Origin of the sequence: Umezawaea sp. (genome assembly GCF_036375055.1) — a bacterium.
Lineage (GTDB): Bacteria > Actinomycetota > Actinomycetes > Mycobacteriales > Pseudonocardiaceae > Umezawaea.
Genome location: NZ_DASUSQ010000011.1, coordinates 143,789 through 162,744, shown reverse-complemented (window position 1 = coordinate 162,744; position 18,956 = coordinate 143,789). Strand labels below are relative to the sequence as shown.

At 72.7% G+C, this 18,956-nt stretch carries 18 protein-coding genes; 12 read left to right on the top strand and 6 right to left on the bottom strand.

Features of this window, described 5'->3' with window-relative positions; genetic code table 11:
• Nucleotides 1–48: 48 nt before the first annotated feature.
• Entirely contained in the window at nucleotides 49–696 is a 648-nt protein-coding gene (locus tag VFZ92_RS04230; protein WP_330874344.1) for a TetR/AcrR family transcriptional regulator, read from the top strand.
• Nucleotides 697–833: 137 nt separating this feature from the next.
• Complete coding sequence (locus VFZ92_RS04225) at nucleotides 834–1,463, top strand: hypothetical protein (protein ID WP_330874343.1); 630 nt, start codon at nucleotides 834–836, stop codon at nucleotides 1,461–1,463.
• A 7-nt stretch (nucleotides 1,464–1,470) separates the two neighbouring features.
• Here VFZ92_RS04225 and VFZ92_RS04220 read toward each other — a convergent pair whose 3' ends face one another.
• Nucleotides 1,471–2,490, bottom strand: a complete 1,020-nt coding sequence (locus tag VFZ92_RS04220) for a LacI family DNA-binding transcriptional regulator (protein WP_330874342.1) — start codon at nucleotides 2,488–2,490, stop codon at nucleotides 1,471–1,473.
• Nucleotides 2,491–2,856: 366 nt separating this feature from the next.
• On the opposite strand from VFZ92_RS04220, the gene VFZ92_RS04215 reads away from it, so the two are divergent.
• The 4 genes from VFZ92_RS04215 (at nucleotide 2,857) to VFZ92_RS04200 (ending at nucleotide 7,592) form a co-directional block, all read left to right on the top strand.
• Nucleotides 2,857–4,170, top strand: a complete 1,314-nt coding sequence (locus VFZ92_RS04215; RefSeq protein ID WP_330874341.1) for an ABC transporter substrate-binding protein — start codon at nucleotides 2,857–2,859, stop codon at nucleotides 4,168–4,170.
• A 26-nt stretch (nucleotides 4,171–4,196) separates the two neighbouring features.
• A complete protein-coding gene (locus tag VFZ92_RS04210; RefSeq protein ID WP_330874340.1) occupies nucleotides 4,197–5,159 on the top strand; it encodes a sugar ABC transporter permease in 963 nt (320 codons plus the stop codon).
• A complete protein-coding gene (locus tag VFZ92_RS04205; RefSeq protein WP_330874339.1) occupies nucleotides 5,156–6,046 on the top strand; it encodes a carbohydrate ABC transporter permease in 891 nt (296 codons plus the stop codon). Before VFZ92_RS04210 ends, VFZ92_RS04205 begins: the two co-directional genes overlap by 4 nt.
• A gap of 124 nt (nucleotides 6,047–6,170) precedes the next feature.
• Nucleotides 6,171–7,592 carry an alpha-N-arabinofuranosidase gene (locus VFZ92_RS04200; RefSeq protein ID WP_330874410.1) on the top strand — a complete coding sequence of 474 codons (1,422 nt, stop codon included), beginning with the start codon at nucleotides 6,171–6,173 and terminating at the stop codon, nucleotides 7,590–7,592.
• A 13-nt stretch (nucleotides 7,593–7,605) separates the two neighbouring features.
• On the opposite strand, the gene VFZ92_RS04195 is transcribed toward VFZ92_RS04200, so the two are convergent.
• Nucleotides 7,606–8,622: a helix-turn-helix domain-containing protein gene (locus tag VFZ92_RS04195; protein WP_330874338.1), complete on the bottom strand. Its 1,017-nt coding sequence runs from the start codon at nucleotides 8,620–8,622 to the stop codon at nucleotides 7,606–7,608.
• A gap of 241 nt (nucleotides 8,623–8,863) precedes the next feature.
• Between VFZ92_RS04195 and VFZ92_RS04190 the strand changes: the two genes are divergently transcribed.
• The gene (locus VFZ92_RS04190) at nucleotides 8,864–9,268 is read left to right on the top strand and encodes an SH3 domain-containing protein (protein WP_330874337.1); all 405 of its coding nucleotides are present in this window, start codon (nucleotides 8,864–8,866) and stop codon (nucleotides 9,266–9,268) included.
• A 112-nt stretch (nucleotides 9,269–9,380) separates the two neighbouring features.
• Here the strand turns inward: VFZ92_RS04190 and VFZ92_RS04185 are convergent, their stop codons facing one another.
• A complete protein-coding gene (locus tag VFZ92_RS04185; RefSeq protein WP_330874336.1) occupies nucleotides 9,381–10,823 on the bottom strand; it encodes a pyridoxal phosphate-dependent decarboxylase family protein in 1,443 nt (480 codons plus the stop codon).
• A 95-nt stretch (nucleotides 10,824–10,918) separates the two neighbouring features.
• Nucleotides 10,919–11,533 carry a TetR family transcriptional regulator gene (locus VFZ92_RS04180; RefSeq protein ID WP_330874335.1) on the bottom strand — a complete coding sequence of 205 codons (615 nt, stop codon included), beginning with the start codon at nucleotides 11,531–11,533 and terminating at the stop codon, nucleotides 10,919–10,921.
• A gap of 96 nt (nucleotides 11,534–11,629) precedes the next feature.
• On the opposite strand from VFZ92_RS04180, the gene VFZ92_RS04175 reads away from it, so the two are divergent.
• The 5 genes from VFZ92_RS04175 (at nucleotide 11,630) to VFZ92_RS04155 (ending at nucleotide 16,959) form a co-directional block, all read left to right on the top strand.
• Nucleotides 11,630–12,085: a nitroreductase family deazaflavin-dependent oxidoreductase gene (locus VFZ92_RS04175; protein WP_330874334.1), complete on the top strand. Its 456-nt coding sequence runs from the start codon at nucleotides 11,630–11,632 to the stop codon at nucleotides 12,083–12,085.
• Between the two features lie 119 nt (nucleotides 12,086–12,204).
• Nucleotides 12,205–14,394 carry a hypothetical protein gene (locus VFZ92_RS04170; RefSeq protein WP_330874333.1) on the top strand — a complete coding sequence of 730 codons (2,190 nt, stop codon included), beginning with the start codon at nucleotides 12,205–12,207 and terminating at the stop codon, nucleotides 14,392–14,394.
• Nucleotides 14,395–14,396: 2 nt separating this feature from the next.
• Complete coding sequence (locus VFZ92_RS04165) at nucleotides 14,397–15,653, top strand: hypothetical protein (RefSeq protein WP_330874332.1); 1,257 nt, start codon at nucleotides 14,397–14,399, stop codon at nucleotides 15,651–15,653.
• Entirely contained in the window at nucleotides 15,653–16,516 is an 864-nt protein-coding gene (locus VFZ92_RS04160) for a hypothetical protein (RefSeq protein WP_330874331.1), read from the top strand. The genes VFZ92_RS04165 and VFZ92_RS04160 overlap by 1 nt, the downstream gene beginning before the upstream one ends.
• Entirely contained in the window at nucleotides 16,513–16,959 is a 447-nt protein-coding gene (locus VFZ92_RS04155) for a hypothetical protein (RefSeq protein WP_330874330.1), read from the top strand. Before VFZ92_RS04160 ends, VFZ92_RS04155 begins: the two co-directional genes overlap by 4 nt.
• Nucleotides 16,960–16,963: 4 nt before the next feature.
• Here the strand turns inward: VFZ92_RS04155 and VFZ92_RS04150 are convergent, their stop codons facing one another.
• Both VFZ92_RS04150 and VFZ92_RS04145 read right to left on the bottom strand, forming a co-directional pair.
• A complete protein-coding gene (locus tag VFZ92_RS04150; RefSeq protein WP_330874329.1) occupies nucleotides 16,964–17,290 on the bottom strand; it encodes a hypothetical protein in 327 nt (108 codons plus the stop codon).
• Nucleotides 17,291–17,328: 38 nt separating this feature from the next.
• Nucleotides 17,329–18,777: an amidohydrolase family protein gene (locus VFZ92_RS04145; RefSeq protein ID WP_330874328.1), complete on the bottom strand. Its 1,449-nt coding sequence runs from the start codon at nucleotides 18,775–18,777 to the stop codon at nucleotides 17,329–17,331.
• Nucleotides 18,778–18,956: the final 179 nt, after the last annotated feature.

Sequence of the window (18,956 nt, the reverse complement as noted above, 5' to 3'; positions counted from 1 at the left end):
AGTCATCAGAATTGGAATGGTACTCAGTGCCGCTGATAGGATCGGGTCGTGTCCAGTCCCGCGCCGTCCGGCAACCGCAACGAGCGCCGCCGTGCCGCCACCCGGCGGGCGCTCGTCCGCGCTGCCAGGCAGATCCTGGCCGAGGGCGGTGAGGCCGCGGCGAGCATCCAGCTCATCGCGGAGCGGGCCGACGTGGGCTTCGGCTCCTTCTACAACCACTTCGCGTCGAAGGTCGAGCTGTTCGACGTCGCCGTGGCCGAGGCGCTGGAGGAGTTCGGCCGCGCCTTCGACGAGGGGCTGAGCGGGGTGGAGGACCCGGCCGAGCTGATGTCGGGCGGCTTCCGGCTGGCGGCCCGCATGGCGGACACGCACCCGCAGGTGATGCAGGTGCTGCGCCGCCGTGCCACCGGGCTCCTGCACGCCGACACCGGCCTCGGCCCGCGCGCCCGGCGCGACCTGGAGCACGGCATCGCGGAGGGCCGCTTCGCGCGCGTCGACCCGGTGATCGCCCTGGCCGCGCTGGGAGGGGCGATGCTGGCCCTGGTCGAATTGCGGTTCACCCGGCCCGAGCTGGACGGCGACGCGGCGGCGACCGACATGGCCGAGATGGTGCTCCGGATGCTGGGCCTGCCGCACGAGGAGGCCGTCGAGGTCGCCGGACGCCCGCTCCCCGACGTCGTGGTGGGGCCCGGCTGACGGGCGCCCGCCCCGATTGGTCCAAACCAGTGAATCCCGAGGGCGTTCCGGTGCTCCGGCGCGGTCGTGGTCGATGATCCACCGGTGGAAGCCGGGCCCCGCACCACTGCGGGGTCGGTCGTGACGTGGTGAGGGGCGTGCCGGTGCGGAAGTTCGCGGCGGGGATGTCGGTGGCTGTTCTGGCCGTGTGCGTCGCGGTGGCGCCCGCGCCCGCGAGTCCGGCCGCGGCGGGCAGAGAGGTCTCCCGGCACGAGTGCCGGACCCCGTCCGTCGACCGGTTCCAGCAGTGGCTGGCCAGCGGGGAGGGCACGACCGTGCCCGCGACGGGCAGCCTGCTCACCCCGGTCCGCGGCGGCCACGGGGTCGACTACGCGGCCAGGGTGTCGTTCCTCGACGCCGAGTGGCACGTCGTCGTCCTCTGGCTCGCCAACCGGTTCGAGGCCCAGGTCGACCTGTCCGGGTCGGCGGGCTTCTGGCTGACCTACAGCGCGACCGACGACGTGCACGTGCAGCTGCGCCCGGCGTCGCACTGGAGCGGCGGCGACAAGTGGCTCACGCTCGTGCCCGCCACGGGCGGGCGGACGGTGACGCGGTTCTTCAGCTTCGCGCCGGAGGCGTGGACCACGCTGCCGGAACTCGGGGCGCCCGCGTACCCGTTCGACGCGGCGCTGGAGGAGGCGCGCGGGCTCGTCTTCGTCGGCAAGACGCCCAACGAGCTGGAGTTCCGCGGCCTGGAGGTGCACGGCTACCGGCCGCCGTGCCTCTGACCGGCCCTCAGCGGCGGCCGACGGTGCTCTGCCTGGCGATGAGGCGGTGGCCCGCGCGGACCTCGACGCCCGGCAGCGCCTCGGTGCTGCCGATGCGCTGGAGCAGGCGGGAGACGGCGGTCGCGGCGATGGTGAGCTTGTCGGGCGAGACGGTGCTGATGGTGGGGTTGGAGTACCGGCCCTCCTCGATGTCGTCGTAGCCGATCAGCGCGATGTCCTCCGGCACGCGGACACCGCGCTCCAGGGCCGCGTGCAGTGCGCCCAGCGCGACGAGGTCGCTGTAGCAGAACGCGGCGTCCGGCGGGTCGTCCCGGTCGAGCAGCCGGTGCATGGCGTCGGCGCCGTCGACGCGGTTGAAGCGCGGGGTGCGGATGATCAGCGACTCGTCCACCGGCAGGCCCGCCTCCTCGTGCGCCCGGCGGAAGCCGAGGGTGCGCAGCTGGGCCGCCTCGCCGGTCGGGTAGGGCTGGTCGCCGATGGCGGCGATCCGGCGCCTGCCCAGGTCGATCAGGTGGCGGGTGGCCTCGTGCGAGGCCACCACGTCGTCGATGCCGACGTGGTCGAAGACGCCGTCGGAGACGCGTTCGCCCAGGATCACCAGCGGCAGCGCGGGGTCGTGGTCGGACAGGTCCTCCTGCGCCAGGCCGAGCGGGCTGAGGATCATCCCGTCGAACGGGAAGCCGCGCGCGCCCCGGCGGATCAGGTCGCGCTCGTGGGTCGCGTCGCCGTCGGTCTGGTCGATCAGGACATTGTACCCGCGCTCCCGCGCCCTCGGGATGATGCCCTGGAGCAGTTCGGCGAAGTAGGGCGTGTCGAGGTAGGGCACGACCACCGCGATCTGCCCCGACCGGCCGTTGGCGAGGTTGCGGGCCAGGACGTTGGGCCGGTAGTCGAGTTCGACGATCGCCCGCTCGACCTTCCGCCGGGTGCGGTCGGTGACCGGCGCGTAGCCGTTGACCACGTTCGACACCGTCCGCGCCGACACACCGGCGAGCAGTGCGACGTCGCGCAGGGTGGCATCGCGCATGGCCTCCTCCGTTCGGACGAGTGCGAGTGGGCCGATCCGCACCACAGCGCTGCAAGGAGTGTGCACGGGGCCCCTGGCGGCGACAACCCGCCTCACCACGGCTGAACCCATCCAGGCCCGCGAGTCACCCGGATTGCGTTCCGGTGAGGTCTTGCAGCGCAGCAAAATGCGCGCCATAGTCCATTGCAGCGCAGCAAAGCCGGTGTCGCTCCGGCGGTGGCAGTCGGGAGGTCCGGCTCCCGCCGGACGCGGCGCAAGACCCCCCCGCGGTGCGGATCCGCGCCGCCCACCCTCCCGTTCCCCACCCGTCCGGTGGGGTGGTCGCCGTGCGCTCCGACGGCGGGCCGCGACAGAAAGGTGCTGTCCATGCTCGGTATCGGCAGGGTGGGAAGGACCGCGTCGACACTGGCCGTCGGTCTCCTGCTGGCCGTCGCGGCCTGCGGCGGCGAGTCGGGCGCGGGCGGCGGGCCGGTGCGCGTGTCGGTCTGGGCGTGGTACCCGGAGTTCAAGGGCGTGGTCGACGCCTTCAACGCCTCGCACACCGACGTCCAGGTCGACTGGACGAACGTCGGCACGGGGCCGGACCAGTACGCGAAGCTGAAGACCGCGTTCACCGCGGGCACCGGGGCTCCGGACGTGGCGATGGTGGAGTTCCAGGAGATCCCGACGTTCGTCATCCTCGACGCCCTCGTGGACATGGGGGAGTTCGGCGCGGGCGACGACCGCGACCTCTACGCCGAGTGGGCGTGGAGCCAGGCCACCGACGGCGACAAGGTGTACGCGATCCCGGTGGACGGCGGGCCGATGGCGCTGATGTACCGCAGGGACCTGTTCGAGCGGCACCAGATCCCGGTGCCCACCACGTGGGCCGGGTACGCCGAGGCCGCGGCGAGGATCAAGGCGGTGGACCCCACCGCCTTCGTCGCGAGCTTCGGCAGCGACGGCGGCTGGATCAACGGGCTCATGTGGCAGGCGGGGTGCAGGCCCTACGGGTACTCCGCGGCCACCGCCAGGGACCAGGTCAAGATCAACCTGACCAGCCGGGAGTGCCGGAAGGTGTTCGAGTTCCACGGCGACCTGGTCGACAGGGGGCTGATGGCCAAGGACCCGTTCTTCACCGCCGACGCCACCGCGGCGCTGGACTCCGGCAAGTACTGGACGTGGGCCGCCGCGGGCTGGACCCCCGGCTACGTCGCCGGGTCGCTCAAGAACACCGCGGGCAAGTGGGCGGTCGCGCCGATGCCGCAGTGGACCGAGGGCGCGGACGACCAGGGCGACTGGGGCGGCTCGACGTTCGCGGTGACCAAGCAGGCCAGGAACAAGAAGGCCGCGACCACCGTCGCCAGGGAGCTGTTCGGCTCCTCCGAGGCGGCCTGGGACGTCGGCCTGAACAAGGCGTTCCTCTACCCGCTGGTCAAGGAGGTCGCCGCCGACCCGGCGTTCACCGGCAAGGCCTACGAGTTCTTCGCCGGGCAGAAGGTGAACGAGATCTTCGTGCCGGTGTCCGGGAAGCTCGGCGAGTTCCAGTACACCCCGTTCCAGGACTTCGTGTTCAGCGAGCTGAACGACCGCAGCGCCGAGGCGATGTCGGGCAGCAGGCCGTGGCGCACCGTGCTGGAGGAGACGCAGAAGAACGTCGTCGCGTACGCCCGGCAGCAGGGCTTCACCGTCACCGAGTAGCCGCCCGCCCCGTCCTGGAGGTCCCCGTGACCAGTGCCCCGCCGACCGCGGCGCCGGACGCCGACCGGTCACCGCCGCGCCGTCGGGTCGACCGCGGCCCCCGCCGGTCCTCCCGCCGCACGACCGCGCACCCGGTCGCCGGGATGCTGTTCGTCCTGCCGTTCTTCCTCGTGGTCGTCGCGTTCCTGGTCGTGCCGCTGGGTTTCGCGCTGTACCTCAGCCTGTTCACCAAGAGCCTCGTGCTCGGGTCGCGGTTCAGCGGGCTGGACGGCTACGTCAAGGCGTTCACCGACCCGCTGCTGCTGGACGGCTTCCTGCGGGTGCTGCTGTTCGGCGCCGTGCAGATCCCCGTCATGCTGGGCATCGCGCTGGCGGGCGCGCTCGCGCTCGACGCCGTCACCACCCGGTTCGCGGTGCTCTACCGGCTGATCGCCTTCATGCCCTACGCCGTGCCCGCCGTCGTCGGCGCGCTCATGTGGGGTTTCCTCTACAGCAGGACCTTCGGGCCGTTCACCGGCCTGACCACCGCCCTCGGCCTCGGTGAGGTCGACTTCTTCGGCGGGCCGCTCCTGCTGCTGTCGCTGGGCAACGTCGTCACGTGGGCGTGGACCGGCTACAACACGATCGTCCTCTACTCGGCGTTGCAGGGGGTTCCGCGCGAGGTGTACGAGGCAGCGGTCGTCGACGGCGCCTCACCCGTGCAGGTCGCCCTGCGCGTCAAGGTCCCGGCCATCGGGCGGGCCATCTCGCTGGCCGCGGTCTTCACCGTCATCGGCACCCTCCAGTTCTTCACCGAGCCGCAGGTCATGGCCCGCTTCGCCCCGACGATCTCCGCCGGGTACACGCCCAACCTCTACGCCTACAACCAGGCGTTCGCCTACTCGAACTTCAACTACTCCGCCACGATCTCCTTCACCCTCGGCTTCGTCGTGTTCGTCGTCGCCTACGTCTTCGTGTTCGTCAGCCGCAGGCGGGGGGCGGGCTCGTGAGCACGTCCGCCGAGCGCCGCGCCGCCGCGAGGTCCCGCCGGTTCGGCGAGCCGAGCCCGCGCGTGCCGCACGTCCTGATGGCCGCCGGGGTGCTGTACTTCCTCGTCCCGCTGCTGTGGGTCGTGATCGCCGCGACCAAGAGCCAGCCCGACCTGCTGTCCACCCCGGCGCTGTGGTTCGGCCGGGAGTTCAACCTGGTGGACAACGTGGTCCAGCTCTTCCGGGAGGACGGCGGCGTGTACGGCCGCTGGCTGCTCAACACCGCCCTGTACTCCGGGGTGAGCGCGGTCGGCGCGACGGCACTCGCCGCCGCCGCCGGTTACGGCCTGGCCCGCTTCTCCTTCTGGGGCAAGCGGTTCTTCGAGACCGCGCTGCTCGGCATGATCATGGTGCCCGCCACCGCGCTGGTGCTGCCGACGTACCTGATCCTGTCGCGGCTGGAGATCGTCAACACCGTGTGGGCGATCATCCTGCCGTCGCTGCTCAGCCCGTTCGGCACCTACCTCGTCCGGGTCTACGTGGCCGAGAGCGTGCCGGTCGAGCTGATCGACGCCGCCCGCGTCGACCGGGCGGGGGAGCTGCGGATCTTCTGGCGGATCGTGGTGCCGATGATCCGCCCGGCGATCGTCACCGTCTTCCTGTTCACGCTCGTGGCGACGTGGAACAACTACTTCCTGCCGCTGGTGATGCTCAGCGACACCGACCTCTACCCGCTGACCGTCGGTCTGACGACGTGGTTCAACACCGCCCAGCAGGAGGCGGGCACCAGGGTGCTGTTCACCCTCGTCGTCACCGGGGCGCTGTTCGCGATCGTCCCGCTGATCACCGCCTTCGTCCTGCTCCAGCGCTTCTGGCGCGGTGGCGTGGGCGCGGGCGCCCTGAAGTAGTCCGTCCCCCTCGTCGAACCGCTACCACCTCGGGAGAACCGTGCTCACCGCGTCACTCGTCCTCGACCCCGACCACGTGGTCGCCCCCGTGCGGCGCCGGACCTTCGGGTCGTTCGTCGAGCACATGGGCCGCTGCGTCTACACCGGCATCTACGAACCCGGCCACCCGACGGCCGACGAGGACGGCTTCCGGGGTGACGTGCTGGCGCTGACCCGTGAACTCGGCGTCACGCTGGTCCGCTACCCCGGCGGCAACTTCGTGTCCGGCTACCGGTGGGAGGACGGGATCGGCCCGGTCGCGGACCGCCCCGTGCGCCGCGACCTGGCGTGGCACAGCATCGAGACCAACGAGGTCGGCGTCGACGAGTTCGTGAGGTGGGCGCGCAAGGCGGGCGTCGAGGTCATGTACGCGGTGAACCTCGGCACCAGGGGCATCACCGAGGCGCTCGACGTCCACGAGTACGTGAACCACGAGGGCGGCACGCGCCTGTCGGACCTGCGCCGCGCCAACGGCTCGCCCGAACCCCACGGCGTGGCGGTGTGGTGCCTGGGCAACGAGCTGGACGGGCCGTGGCAGACCGGCCACAAGACGGCGCACGAGTACGGCAGGCTGGCCGCCGAGACGGCCAGGGCGCTGCGCCAGGCCGAACCGGGGCTCGAACTCGTCGCCTGCGGGAGTTCCAGCTCGGCCATGCCCACGTTCGGCGAGTGGGAGACCACCGTCCTGGAGCTGGCCTACGACCAGGTCGACCACATCTCCTGCCACGCCTACTACGAGGTGCTCGACGGCGACGTCGACAGCTTCCTCGCCTCGGCCGTGGACATGGACCGCTTCGTCGAGCGGGTCGTCGCCATCGCGGACGCCGTCGGCGCGCGGCTCGGGAGCGACAAGCGGATCGGGGTGTCGTTCGACGAGTGGAACGTCTGGTACCAGAAGCGCTTCCAGGCCAACCCGCCCGTGGAGTGGGAGGTCGCGCCGCGGATCATCGAGGACCGGTACGACGTCGCCGACGCCGTGGTGGTGGGCAGCCTGCTGATCTCGCTGCTGCGCCACAGCGACCGGGTCACCGCCGCCTGCCAGGCGCAGCTGGTCAACGTCATCGCGCCGATCCGCACCGAACCGGGCGGCCCGGCGTGGCGGCAGACGACGTTCCACCCGTTCGCGCTGACCTCGCGGCTGGCCGGGGGACGGGTGCTGCGGGCGGAGACGACCTCGCCGACCTACCCGACCGCCCGCTACGGCGACGTCCCGGTGGTCGACGCCGTGGCGACCCACGACCCCGACACCGGCGCCGTGGTGGTGTTCGCGGTGAACCGGCACCGCACCGAGCCGGTGGAGCTGCGGGTCTCGCTCGCCTTCGGCGCCGTCGAGGTGGCCGAGGCGTGGACGCTCTCCGACCCCGACACGGCCGCGGCCAACACCGAGCAGGAGCCCGACCGGGTCGTACCCCGCTCCCAGCCCACCGACCTCGCTGACGACACCCTGACCGTGGTGCTGCCACCGGTGTCCTGGAACGCCGTGCGGCTCGTCCGTCCTCCCCGGTGAGGTCGCCCGAGGGTCACGGGGAACTGGTGGGTGCGGGTGTCGTCGTCCGGAACGGTTGGTCGCAGTGCTCCCAGTCGCGGAAGTCCTGGAAGCGGCTCCAGGCGCGGCGGGCGGTCTGGATGTTCCAGTCGGGGTCGAGCGCCTGCTCCTGGGTGCCGCCCAGTTCGCCGAGCAGCTTGTCCGAGAGCTGGAAGACACCCCAGTTGCGGGTGCCGTTGGTGTTGGTCAGCACGTGCAGCGGGTCGAGGAACGACTGGCAGCGCGCGATGCCCACGGCGCGGTCGGGCTCCTCGGGGAAGACCTCGCGGACGCGCCGCTCCACCTGCTCGGGTGACCAGGTGGCCATGGACGTGTCCTGCTCGTAGAGCGCCCGCTTGGTCGGCTCGTCCACCACGCCACGGGGTTGCAGGCCCGCCAGCACCTGGAACGCCGTGACGCGGCGCAGGGTCGCGGGGCCGAAGTCGCCGTCCACGGAGATCGTGGCGCCCGCCTTCGACAGCAGCGACTGGACCTCCCGCGCGCACTCGTCGTGCTGGCCCATGCTGATCACGGGCGGGCACGCGGGCGACAGCAGCATGGGCCCGTCGAGGGTGGTCACCGATCCGGGGTCGGTGTTCGACTGGAACCACCACGTGACACCGCCCGCCACCAGGACGACCACCACCGCGCCGATGAGCGCCCACCTCCGGCGCGCGGTCGTCCGCCTCGACGTCCGCTCCTGCTCGGCGAGGTCGTCCGGGGACTCGTCGACCTGCTCGACGGCGGGTTCCGGCTGCCCCCGCCGGACGGTGTCGGCCAGCGCCCACAGCCGGTGCAGCTCGTGCAGTTCCGACCGGGTGGCGCCGCACTCCTCGGCGAACCGCTGGATCGTGCCGAAGTTCGACGGGATCTTCGTTCCCGCACAATAGCGGTGAAGGCTCGAACCGCTGATGCCGGTTCGCTTCGCCAAAGCCTCATAGCTCCTATCGGTGCGGTTCTTCAGCATTCGCAGGAATGCTGCGAACTGCTGCTCCTCCGTTGATCGCGCCACGGTCCACCTCTCGCCGGTCCGTACCGGACGCGGCCGTCCCACACGCGTCCCAGCAGGTCCGTTGCCCGTGCACCGCGAGACGTGTCGACGCGTCCCAGCATCCCAAGGTACCCGCAACCCCTTGCCCAGCCGCTCGTTCCTGGCCGAGTCTTCCGCTGTGTCCGTTCAGCCCCGTGGGCAGGGGCGGGGGAGATGAGATATCCCGGACCGTCAGGAATAAACCACGAACAGGAGACCGTCCATGAGGAAAGCAGTCGCCGCCACGACAATGGCCGCGTTCGCCGTGCTCGGAATTGTTTCGGCCCCTTCCGCGGGTGCCGCGCCGAAGCCCGACCACGGTTCCGCGGGCACGCGGCACGCCACCTGCGGCAGAGCCGGCCCGAACCTGGAGAACCGGGTCGAGGTCGACGCGCCCCTGAGCGGCGCGGCCAGGCAGCGCAGCGGCTCGTCCACTGGCTGCGACGCGCCGGGAGCCCTCCAGCCGACCGACGACGCCCGCTACCACTGCTACACCAACGCCGACGACGGGTTCACCTGGACCTACCTCCAGAACCTGCGGACCGGCGTGCGCGGCTGGGTGCGCGACGACCTGCTCGACGTCAACCCCGACGGCACGAGCGGCAGCATCGAGCCGTGCGGCTTCTGATCCGGGGGCGCTGAGACCAACCACATCTGGGGGTACGGCCCCGCCGGCACGCGCCGGCGGGGCCGTTGGTCCAGGCGTCGACCACCCGAACCACCCGAGGAGGACAGGGCGGTCAGTCGCGCTCGGCGGTGGTCCGCAGCAGGTGCCACAGCGCGGCCACGTCGTCGGACGTGGTGGGTTCGGCGCCGATCGACACGCGCACCGACCACCGCCCGTCGAGCTTGGCCGGGGTGATGAAGGCCGCGCCCGAGCTGTTGACCTCGTCGACCCACGCCAGGGTGTGCGCGTCGAGCGCGGCGCCGTCGAGGACGTCGCCGTCCGGCGCCACCCAGGCCCGCGGTTCGTGGCGCAGCACCACCGTTTGCAGGGCCACCGGCGCCAGCACGCGCCACCCCTCGGCGGCCTCGACCTGCTCGGCCAGCGCGCGGGCGTTGGCGAGGTCGCGGCGCAGGCGGGCCTGGATCGCCTCCACGCCGTCGAGGCGGAGCTGGAACCACAGCTTGAGCGCGCGGAACCGGCGGCCGAGCGGGATGCCCCAGTCCTTGAACTGCGTCACCTCGCCGTCCACGGCGGACCGCAGGTAGGACGGGCCGGTCGCCATCACCCGCACCAGGTGCTGGGGGTCGGCGACGTACATGAGCGAGCAGTCGAGCACCGCGCCCATCCACTTGTGCGGGTTCCACGTGAGGGAGTCGGCGCCGTCGAGCCCGGCCACCAGGCCGCGCATCTCGGGGAGCAGGAGCGCGGAACCCGCCATCGCGGCGTCGACGTGCACCCACATCCCGTGCTCGCGGGCGATCGGGACGATCTCGGCCAGCGGGTCCACGGCCGTGGTGCCCGTCGTGCCGACGTTCACGACCACGGCGACGGGCCGCCGACCGTCCGCCACGTCCGCCGCGACCGCCTCGGCCAGTGCCTCCGGGAGCATCGCCCGCGTCCACGGGTCGGTCGCGACCACCCTGAGGTTGTCGGCGCCGAACCCCGCGAGCGCGACGGCCTTCGGGATGGACGAGTGCGCGTACTCGGTGGTGTAGACGGTCATCGGGGCGGGCTCGGCCTGGAGGCCGCCGCGCGTCTCGGAGTAGTCGGTGGCCCGCTCGCGGGCGGCGAGCAGCGCCACCAGGCACGCGGTGGAGGCGGTGTCCTGGATGACGCCGCGCCAGGACTCCGGGAGGCCGGTCAGCTCGCGCAGCCACCCGACGACGACCTCCTCCACCTCCGTCAGCGACGGCGCGGACTGCCACGTGATGCCCAGCGCGCCGAGGCCCGCGGTGGCGAAGTCGCCGAGCACGGAGCTGAGCGTCGCGTTCGAGGGGAACCAGCCGAAGAAGCTCGGGTGCTGCACCTGCGTGATGCCCGGCACGACCACGCGGTCGAGGTCGCGCAGGACCGCGTCGAAGGACTCCGGTGCGACCGGGGCCGAGGTCGGCAGCATCCCCGCCACGTCACCCGGCTTCACCCGTGACTGCACCGGCAGGTCCGGGATCCGCTCCCGGTAGTCGGCGATCCAGTCCACCAGCGCGTGCGCGGCCGTGCGGAACTCCTCGGGCTTCATGCGTCGTCCGTTCCCTGCTCCACCGCGCCGGTCCGGGCGGATCAGCGCACGCCGATGCTACAAACGGCGGCTCCCGCGCCGTGCGGGGGCGAGCGTCAGTTCCGCGCCGCCGGGTAGTCGAGGCCCGTGGACAGCAGGTCGAAGGCCTGGCCGATCAGCTCCGAGTCCGGTGCCTGGCGGCCGGTGGCCCGCCACGCCGTGATCACGGTCTGCACCGAGCAGAGCACGACCGACGCGACCAGGTGCGGTCGGGGGTCGGCGGTCGGGTCGACGCCCATCCGGACGCCGACCAGCCGCGCGACCTCGTCGAGCCGGGCGGCGCCCCGCTCGGTGCACGCGGCCATCAGCGCCGGGCTGGTGGAGATCAGGTCCTGCGTGCGCTGGTAGCGGTCCTGGTCCGAGTCCGCCTCGTAGGCCCGCACGACCTCGACGGAGGCCCGGCGCAGCCCGGTCAGCACCGGCACGTCGGCCGGTTGCGCGGCGAAGCTGTCGAGCATCGCGGTGATCTGCTCGTCCGCGAGCGAGAGGGCCACGTCCTCCTTGGAGGTGAAGTACCGGAAGAAGGTCCGCGACGAGACCTCGACGGCCTCGGCGATCTGGTCGACGGTCGTCGCGTCGAAGCCGTTGGAGCGGAACAGCGCGTACGCCGCGTCCGTCAGCGCCTCGCGCGTCCGCTGCTTCTTCCGCTCGCGCAGGCCGGGCTTGTCCACGCCGCCAGGGTACGGGTTCGCGACACGGTGAGCCAAGAGTCGTGCTCTGACTTTTGTCAGTTGACGACACTTGCTGAGCTCTGCCAGCATCGACCCATGCCGAAACCACCCGCGCCGACGTCCCCCTACTGGAAGCTCCACCGCGGGCTCGCGCGCCTCAACGAGTTCCTGTTCCGCAAGACCCGTGGCCGGGTCGGGGGCACCTTCCTGGGCGCGCCCGTGCTGCTGCTGGACCACGTGGGCCGCAAGTCCGGGCAGGCCCGCACCAATCCGCTGATCTACCTCGACGACGCGCCGCGGCTGGTGGTCGTCGCGTCGAAGGGCGGCTCGGACGCGCACCCGGCGTGGTTCCACAACCTGATGGCGATGTCGACCACGGAGGTGGAGCTGCCCGGCGGCGACCGCCGCCGGGTCCGGCCGCGCGTCGCCGAGGGGGAGGAGCGGGCCGCGCTGTGGGAGCGGTTGGTGGCCGTCTACCGGCCCTACTCGACCTACGCGACCTACACCGAGCGGGAGATCCCGGTGGTCGTGCTGGAGCCCGTCTCGCCGTGACCCTCGGGGTAGGTCGAGGTAATACCTGCTCGATTCCCCTTGTGCTGGAATGACTTCCTCCGCGGCGCCCTGCGTATCGTGGTCGTCGAAGGACGTGCCGGGGACCGGGAGGGGCTGGCGTGGGGCAGATTTCCGAGCGCATCGAGAAGATCCTGCGCCGGCGGGCGGAACGGCTCCCCGAGGTCCGCGCGGAACTCGCGAGGTGGCGGTCGGTCGCCGCGGACGTCACGTGGCTGCTGGAGCGGGACACCACCGCGGACGACCGGCTCCCCGCCCTGTCGGCCGAGGTGGCGCGGACGGTGGACGTGCTGTCGGCCGCGGAGTCCCGGTTCGCCAGGGACCAGGTCTGCGTGGGCGTGAGCGGTCGCGCCAGGGTTGGCAAGAGCACGCTGCTCCAGACCGTGTCCGGGCTGACCGAACAGCAGATCCCCACCGGGCCGGACGTGCCGGTCACCGCCGTGCGGAGCCGCATCGTCTGCTCCCCGCGCCGCCGGGCGGTCCTGGGCACCCACACGGTCGACTCGTTCCTGGCCGAGGTGGTCGCGCCGTACCACCGGGAACTGGGCATCGCCGAGGTGCCCGCGACGCTGGCGCGGTTCCGCGGGTGGGACTACCCGCGGCCGTCCGCCGAGGCCGTGGACCAGCACAGCTCGGTCGGCCTGCACGAGCGCCTCCGCCGGATGCGGGACTCGCTGGACTCCTACGCCGACCTGCTCACCGGGCGGGACGTCGAGGTGGACGTCGAGCACCTGCGCCCCTACGTGGCCTACCCGACCAACGCCGAGGAGAACGCGGGCACCGCCGACCGCCGGTACCTCGCCGTGCGCGAGGCCAGGATCGAGTGCCCGTTCCCGAACGAGGAGGTCGACCGGCTGACCCTGGTCGACCTGCCGGGGCTGGGGGAGCTGGCCGCGGACGCGGAACAGCGGCACGTCGCCGACCTGAGGCACGGGATCGACGTGGTGCTGCTGGTCACGGCGGCCAGCGCGGACAGCACCTACTTCGGCGCCGCCGACCAGAGGACCCTCGCGCTGCTCGACGTCGCCCGCGGGGACGTCCGCGGCCCCAAGGACTTCGTGCGGATCGTGCTCAACACCGGCAAGGAGCCCGAGCGGGTGGCGGTGCTGCGCGACCGCATCCTCGCCGACGTCAACGCGGGCGTCGACGGGCGGTACTACGAGGTGCTGGAGGCCGACCTGAAGGATCGGCGCGACGTCGACGGGTCCGTGCTCCTGCCGCTGCTGTCGGACCTCGCGGGCACGCTCGGCCGCATGGACGACGACGTGCTCGCCGCGGCGCTCGACCGGGCCGCGTCCACCGCCGAGCAGGCGGCGAAGGTGCTGGCCGCGCTGGAGGGCGGCTCCCGCGACCTCGCGCACAGCGCCGACGAACTGCTGGCGCGGGGCGCGAAGGAACTGCGCGAACGGGTGTCCTTCGCGCTGCGGGGCCTGGTCTCCTCGCTGCACGCGCGGGCCCGCGACGGCGGCGACGACAGCGACGAGTACGTCGACGCGGTCACGGACGTCTTCGACGGCATCCGCGCCTGGATCGAGGACGGCTTCGGCCGCGGAGCCGAGGCGTGGCGGTCCGCGGCGCTGCTGGAGGTCGGCGCGGAGGGCAACGCCAGCCCGTTCACCGCCGAGGAGATGAGCCGCCTGCGGGTCGAGGTCAGCAAGCGGTTCGGCGGCCTCGACACCTACTTCGACGCGCTGCTGCGGCAGACGTGGCGGCACGTCGCCGACGCGTTCGCCGACGTGCTGGGGCCGCTCGTGGGCGAGGTGGAGGGCGAGGAAGCCCTGTGGTCGTTGAAGACCCGGTTCGACCAGGCGTCCTGCCCGACGCTCGGCGGCGCGGTCGCGGACCTGCTCGCCACCCGCCTGGAGTACCGGACGCACCTGCACCCCGGGGTGCGCGCCGCCCTGGACGGCTTCAACCTGGAGGGCGTCGACCCCGTCACCGGCGACCCGGTGACCCGCCTGGTCGTGGGGGTCGGCCGCGAGGACGTGGAGGTGCTGGAGGCGCGCCTGGCCGAACTCACCGAGCAGGCCGCCTACGAGACCATGCTCGCCCTCCAGCGCGAGTCCGTGGTGCCCGCGCTGGTGCTGCACGCGGCCGTCGAGCAGTTCGAGGACGAGCTGATCCGGTCCGGCCGGTCGAAGGTCGAGTTCGCCCGGTTCGCCCGCACCCACCGCGACCTGCTGTGGCCCGAGGAGTCCGACCGGATCGAGGGTGCCCGCTCCCGCGCGGCCCGCGTCGACCGGCTGGTGGAGTCGATCTCCGGCGCGGTCGCCGGTAGGAGGAACCCGTAACCGTGGAACCCACGCGAGTCCTGTTCGAGATCGGTCTGCTGGGTCCGTCGCGGGTGGGCAAGACCTCGCTGGTCAGCTCCCTCTTCCGCGACGGCCAGCGGCTGCTGAAGACGTCCGGTGTCACCATCAGGGCGAACGACCGGGCCACCGAGGTCAAGATGCGCCAGCAGGCGAGGGCGCTGGACAGCCTCGTGCAGTCCCGCCGCTTCACACCGGGGGCGCTGGCCGCCAACCACACGACGGTCTCGTTCGAGCTGCTGCTCGACCCCGGCTCCGCGGAGGACACCGCGGAGGAGACCGGCATCGCCCTGCGCCTGCTCGACTTCCCCGGCGGGTGGCTCGACCCGGCGAACCGCTCGACCGCGCACGAGCAGGCGTGGAGCGAGGTGGAGGGGTTCATCGTCCGGAGCTCGGTGCTGGTCGTCCCGGTCGACGCGACCGTCCTGATGGAGGCGGTCACCGCCCCGCAGCGGGGCGCGGTGCCGCTGGTGCTCGACACCTACGACGTCGGCCAGGTCGCGCGCAGGTGGGCGCGCAGCAGGGCCGAACGGCCGGACTCCCCGGCGCTGGTGCTGTTCGTGCCGGTCAAGTGCGAGTCGTACTTCGCCGACAACGGCGGGCGCCACGACCGCGCGGACGAGCTGTTCGACCGCTTCCGGTCGGTCTACGGCGACGTGCTCGACGCCATCGCGGGCGAGGCGGAGCACACCGAGATGCTCTACGTGCCGGTCGACACCCTCGGGTGCGTCGAGCGCATGTCGGGCAGGTGGGTGCCCGACGAGGACACCCACCTCCGCTTCGAGGGCCGCTTCCTGGTGCGCTCCAGGCCCGTCCTGTCGATCCACGGCGTGGAGGACGTGCTCATCGCGCTGTGCAAGACCCTGCTGGCCGCCCGCAAGACGGCCGAGGAGCAGCACGTGCTGGCCACCGCGGAGGACGCGCACGCCGCCCGCGGCCTGGCCGAGCGCGACCGGGGCCTGGTGGGCAACTTCTTCCGCCTGGTCGACGAGCTGGCGACCGACGCCTACGGCCAGGACCGGGTGCTCGACTTCGTGGACCGCAGGACGTCCGTGCTGCGCGGGCTCGGGCTGCGCAGGTTCGGCGAGTACACGAGCGAGGTGCGCGCGGCCGACCGGCTGGACGGCGCGCACCAGCGGGCGCTGGAGCGGCTGCGCCTGCTCGACGCGGTGGTGGACGACTTCTCCGGCCGCTCCTACTCCAGCCGGGTGCGCAGCCCGCTGGCGGCCAGGGCGCACTGATGCGCGTCCACGTCATGACCCGCGGCGGGGGCCTGCGCCAGGAGTACGCGTTCCTCGGGGAGGCGCCGGGGGAGTCGTGGTGGCGGCGGTACGAGGCGGTCACGAACCTCCAGCTCCCGTCGCTGCTGGTCGAGTCCGACCGTGCGGGGTGGCGGCTCTACCTGGCCCCCATCGCGATGACGATGGTCGGTCCGGGCGGCACCTCGATCGGGCTGGTGCTCGTGCTGGAGGGCGAGCACGGCGATCCCGACGCCGACGTGGACCGGGTGCCCGCGCTGGTGCACCGCTGGCTGGACCCCGACCGGGGGTCGGCCGAGGTCGGCAGGACGTTCTCCGCCGCGTTCCCGCAGGACTCCGGGACGATCACGCGGTGGCGGGCCGAGGCGGGCGACGAGACCCGGCGGCTGGTGGCCCGCGGGTTCCGCACCGCCGTGCGGACGCTGCCCGCACGGGTGCCGCCCGCGTCGCCGGGTGCCACGACGGCGGAGCGCTGGGCGGGCGCGGTGGACGGGGAGGCGAGCCGCGCCGCGTTCGCCCACCGGGTCGGCGAACTGCTGCGCGGCGCGCGGGGACGGGCGGTGGTGGCCAACTACTGCCTGGAACCGGACGTCCACGACGGTCTGGCGGGCTACCCGGTGCTGGGTGAGCCCGCCGCCGAACCGCTGGCGCTGCTGGTGCAGCGCTCCGACGACAGCCTCGGCGACGCGCCGGTCGTCCTCCCGGTGAGCCGGGGAAAAGCCCCGTCCCGGCTGCCGGAACCGGAGCCGACCGCCGTCGCGCCGGCGGGAGTCGGGACGAGGCTCGTGGTGTCGGCGCTGCTGGTGGGGGTGCTGCTGCTGATCGGCCTGCTGACGATCTGGTGACCCGCGAGCCGAGGGACCTGTTCACCTTCGCCCCCACGTGGACGCGGGCCAGGGTCGTCGACGGCGGGAGGACCGAGGTGTTCCGGCTCGACGCGGGCGGCGGGCCGCTGTCGTGGACGCTGCGGGGCCCGGCCCGCCACCGCTGGAACGGCGCGGTCGTGACGATCTCCGCCTTCCGCAAGGGACTCGTGGCCAAGCACGCCACGACCACCGAGATCCCGATCCTCGGCGGCCTGGTCGACTCCCTCGTGCGCAAGACCGCCGAGGAGGTCCTGGACGTCGTCACCTGGCACGGGCGGCTGTCGATCACCTTCGCCGGGCCGGGACCGACCGTCGTCCTGGACGAGACGAGGCTGGGCCCGCGGGTGCAGCGCTGGACCGTCCCGCTCGGCCGGGTGCCCAGCACGCTGCTCGTGTTCGACGGCGACGCGGACCCCGGCTGACGCGCTACTCCTCCAGTTCGCGCAGACCCCGCCGCCAGCGCTGCTCGCGCTCGTCGGGGGTCTGCTCCCACCAGGGGGTGCCGCGCTCGCCGAGCGCCGCCTTCGCCACCTGCACACGTGCTCGCGCCGACGCCGGATCGGCACCGGCGCGCAGCGCCCGGCCCACGTCCCGGCGCGCGGCCATCAGCGCCGAGCGCAGCACGGCGGCCACGTCGTCGGGGAGGTCCGGGTCGGTGGCCCGCCAGCGGCGACCGGAGACGACGATGTAGCGCCCGTCCTCGGTCGTGGGCGGAGGCGCCTTCCGCGCCGCCCCGCCCTTCTTCCCGTCCACGGCTCCAGTGTCGTGGCTCGACGGGACTTCCGCAGTGCTCAGCCGCTGTGCGTGCTGCCGCTGCGGTAGTCGGTGTAGGTGTACGGGTTGTCCAGCACCTCGCTGGTCGGGACGTCCGGGTTCATGCCCCTGGCCCACGCCTCCTCGCCGAGCCGCGAGCGCAGGTGCTCGACCGTGCTCTCGACCGTCGAGCGGACCGCCGCGAGGTCGATGCCGACCAGTTCACCGTCGGCCTTCACGATCCGGCCGCCCACCAGAACGGTGTGGACGTCGGCGCGCTGGGCCTGGAACGCGATGTGGCCGTGCGGGTTGAGCAGCGGGAACGAGACGGGGGAGCGGTCGTTCTTCAGGAGCACGAGGTCGGCGGCCTTGCCGACCTCGACGCTGCCCAGCCGCGACTCCCGGCCCAGCGCGCGGGCGCCGCCCAGGGTCGCCCACTCCACCACCTGCTGGGCGCGCAGCGACGAGTGCGTGACCGTGTCGCCCTTCGCGTGCGCCTCCAGGTGCTCGCGGGAGCGGTCGGCGCCGAGGGTGGCGCGCATGGCGGAGAACAGGTCGCCGCTCCACCACACCGAGGTGTCCATGGACAGCGACACGGGGATGCCGTGGGCGCGCAGGGCCCAGGTGGGCGGGTAGCCCTGGCCCGCGCTCTGCTCGCTCTCCGTGGACACCGAGACGGAACCGCCGGTGGCGGCGATGCGGTGGTAGGAGTCCGCCGACAGGGACGCGCCGTGGACGTAGACCGTCTCGGGCGTCATGAAGCCGTGGTCGTGCATGAGCCTGATGCCGTCGTCGCCGGTGGCGCCCCACACGCCCGCGTGGGTGGTGACCGGGACGCCGAGGTCGCGGGCGACCTCGAACGCGGGCCGCTCCGGGAACGCCGGGTCGCCGGTCACGTCGAAGGCGAGCTGGAAGCCGAGCAGGTCGTCACCGGTCGTGCGGCGGCTGACGAAGTCGCGGAACTCGGGCGTCGCGGTCCAGTTCGCCGGCGCGTCCTGGATGTTGCCGTAGGCGAGCACGAACCGGCCGGGCACGGCCCGGAGGGCGTCGACGGCGGCGTCGGCGTGCTGCGTGGTCCGGAGGCCGTGCGACCAGTCGACGGTGGTCGTGACGCCCGCGTCCAGCGCCTCGACCGCGCCGAGCAGGTTGCCCGCGTGGACGTCCTCCGGCCGGAACACCCGGCCCCACTCCAGGTAGTACCAGACGAAGTACTGGGTCAGCGTCCAGTCCGCGCCGTAGCCGCGCATCGCCGTCTGCCACAGGTGGCGGTGCGTGTCGATCATGCCGGGCATCACGACGCCGCCGCTCGCGTCGACCTCCACCGTGCCCTCGGGTACGGGGAGCGCGGGGCCGATGGCGGCGATGTCGCCGTCGACCACCAGCACGTCGTGGTCGGTCAGCACGTCGTGGCGCGCGTTCACGGTCACCACCGTGCCGCCCCGGAACACGACCGGCCTGTTCGACGTCTCGGCGGGTGGCTGCGGCATCGTCGTCGCTCCCTCACTGTCCGGACAACTGTCCGACCAACGGTCATCGGGTTCTGGCGGTCACTCTGAACCTCCGCTCGACCAGTGTCAATGAGCGCGGGCGACCGACCTGCCGCAGGCTGGGGAGTCGCCTTGTCCGCATCGCGGACAGCGCGGGCTACGCTGGGTCGGATCAGCAG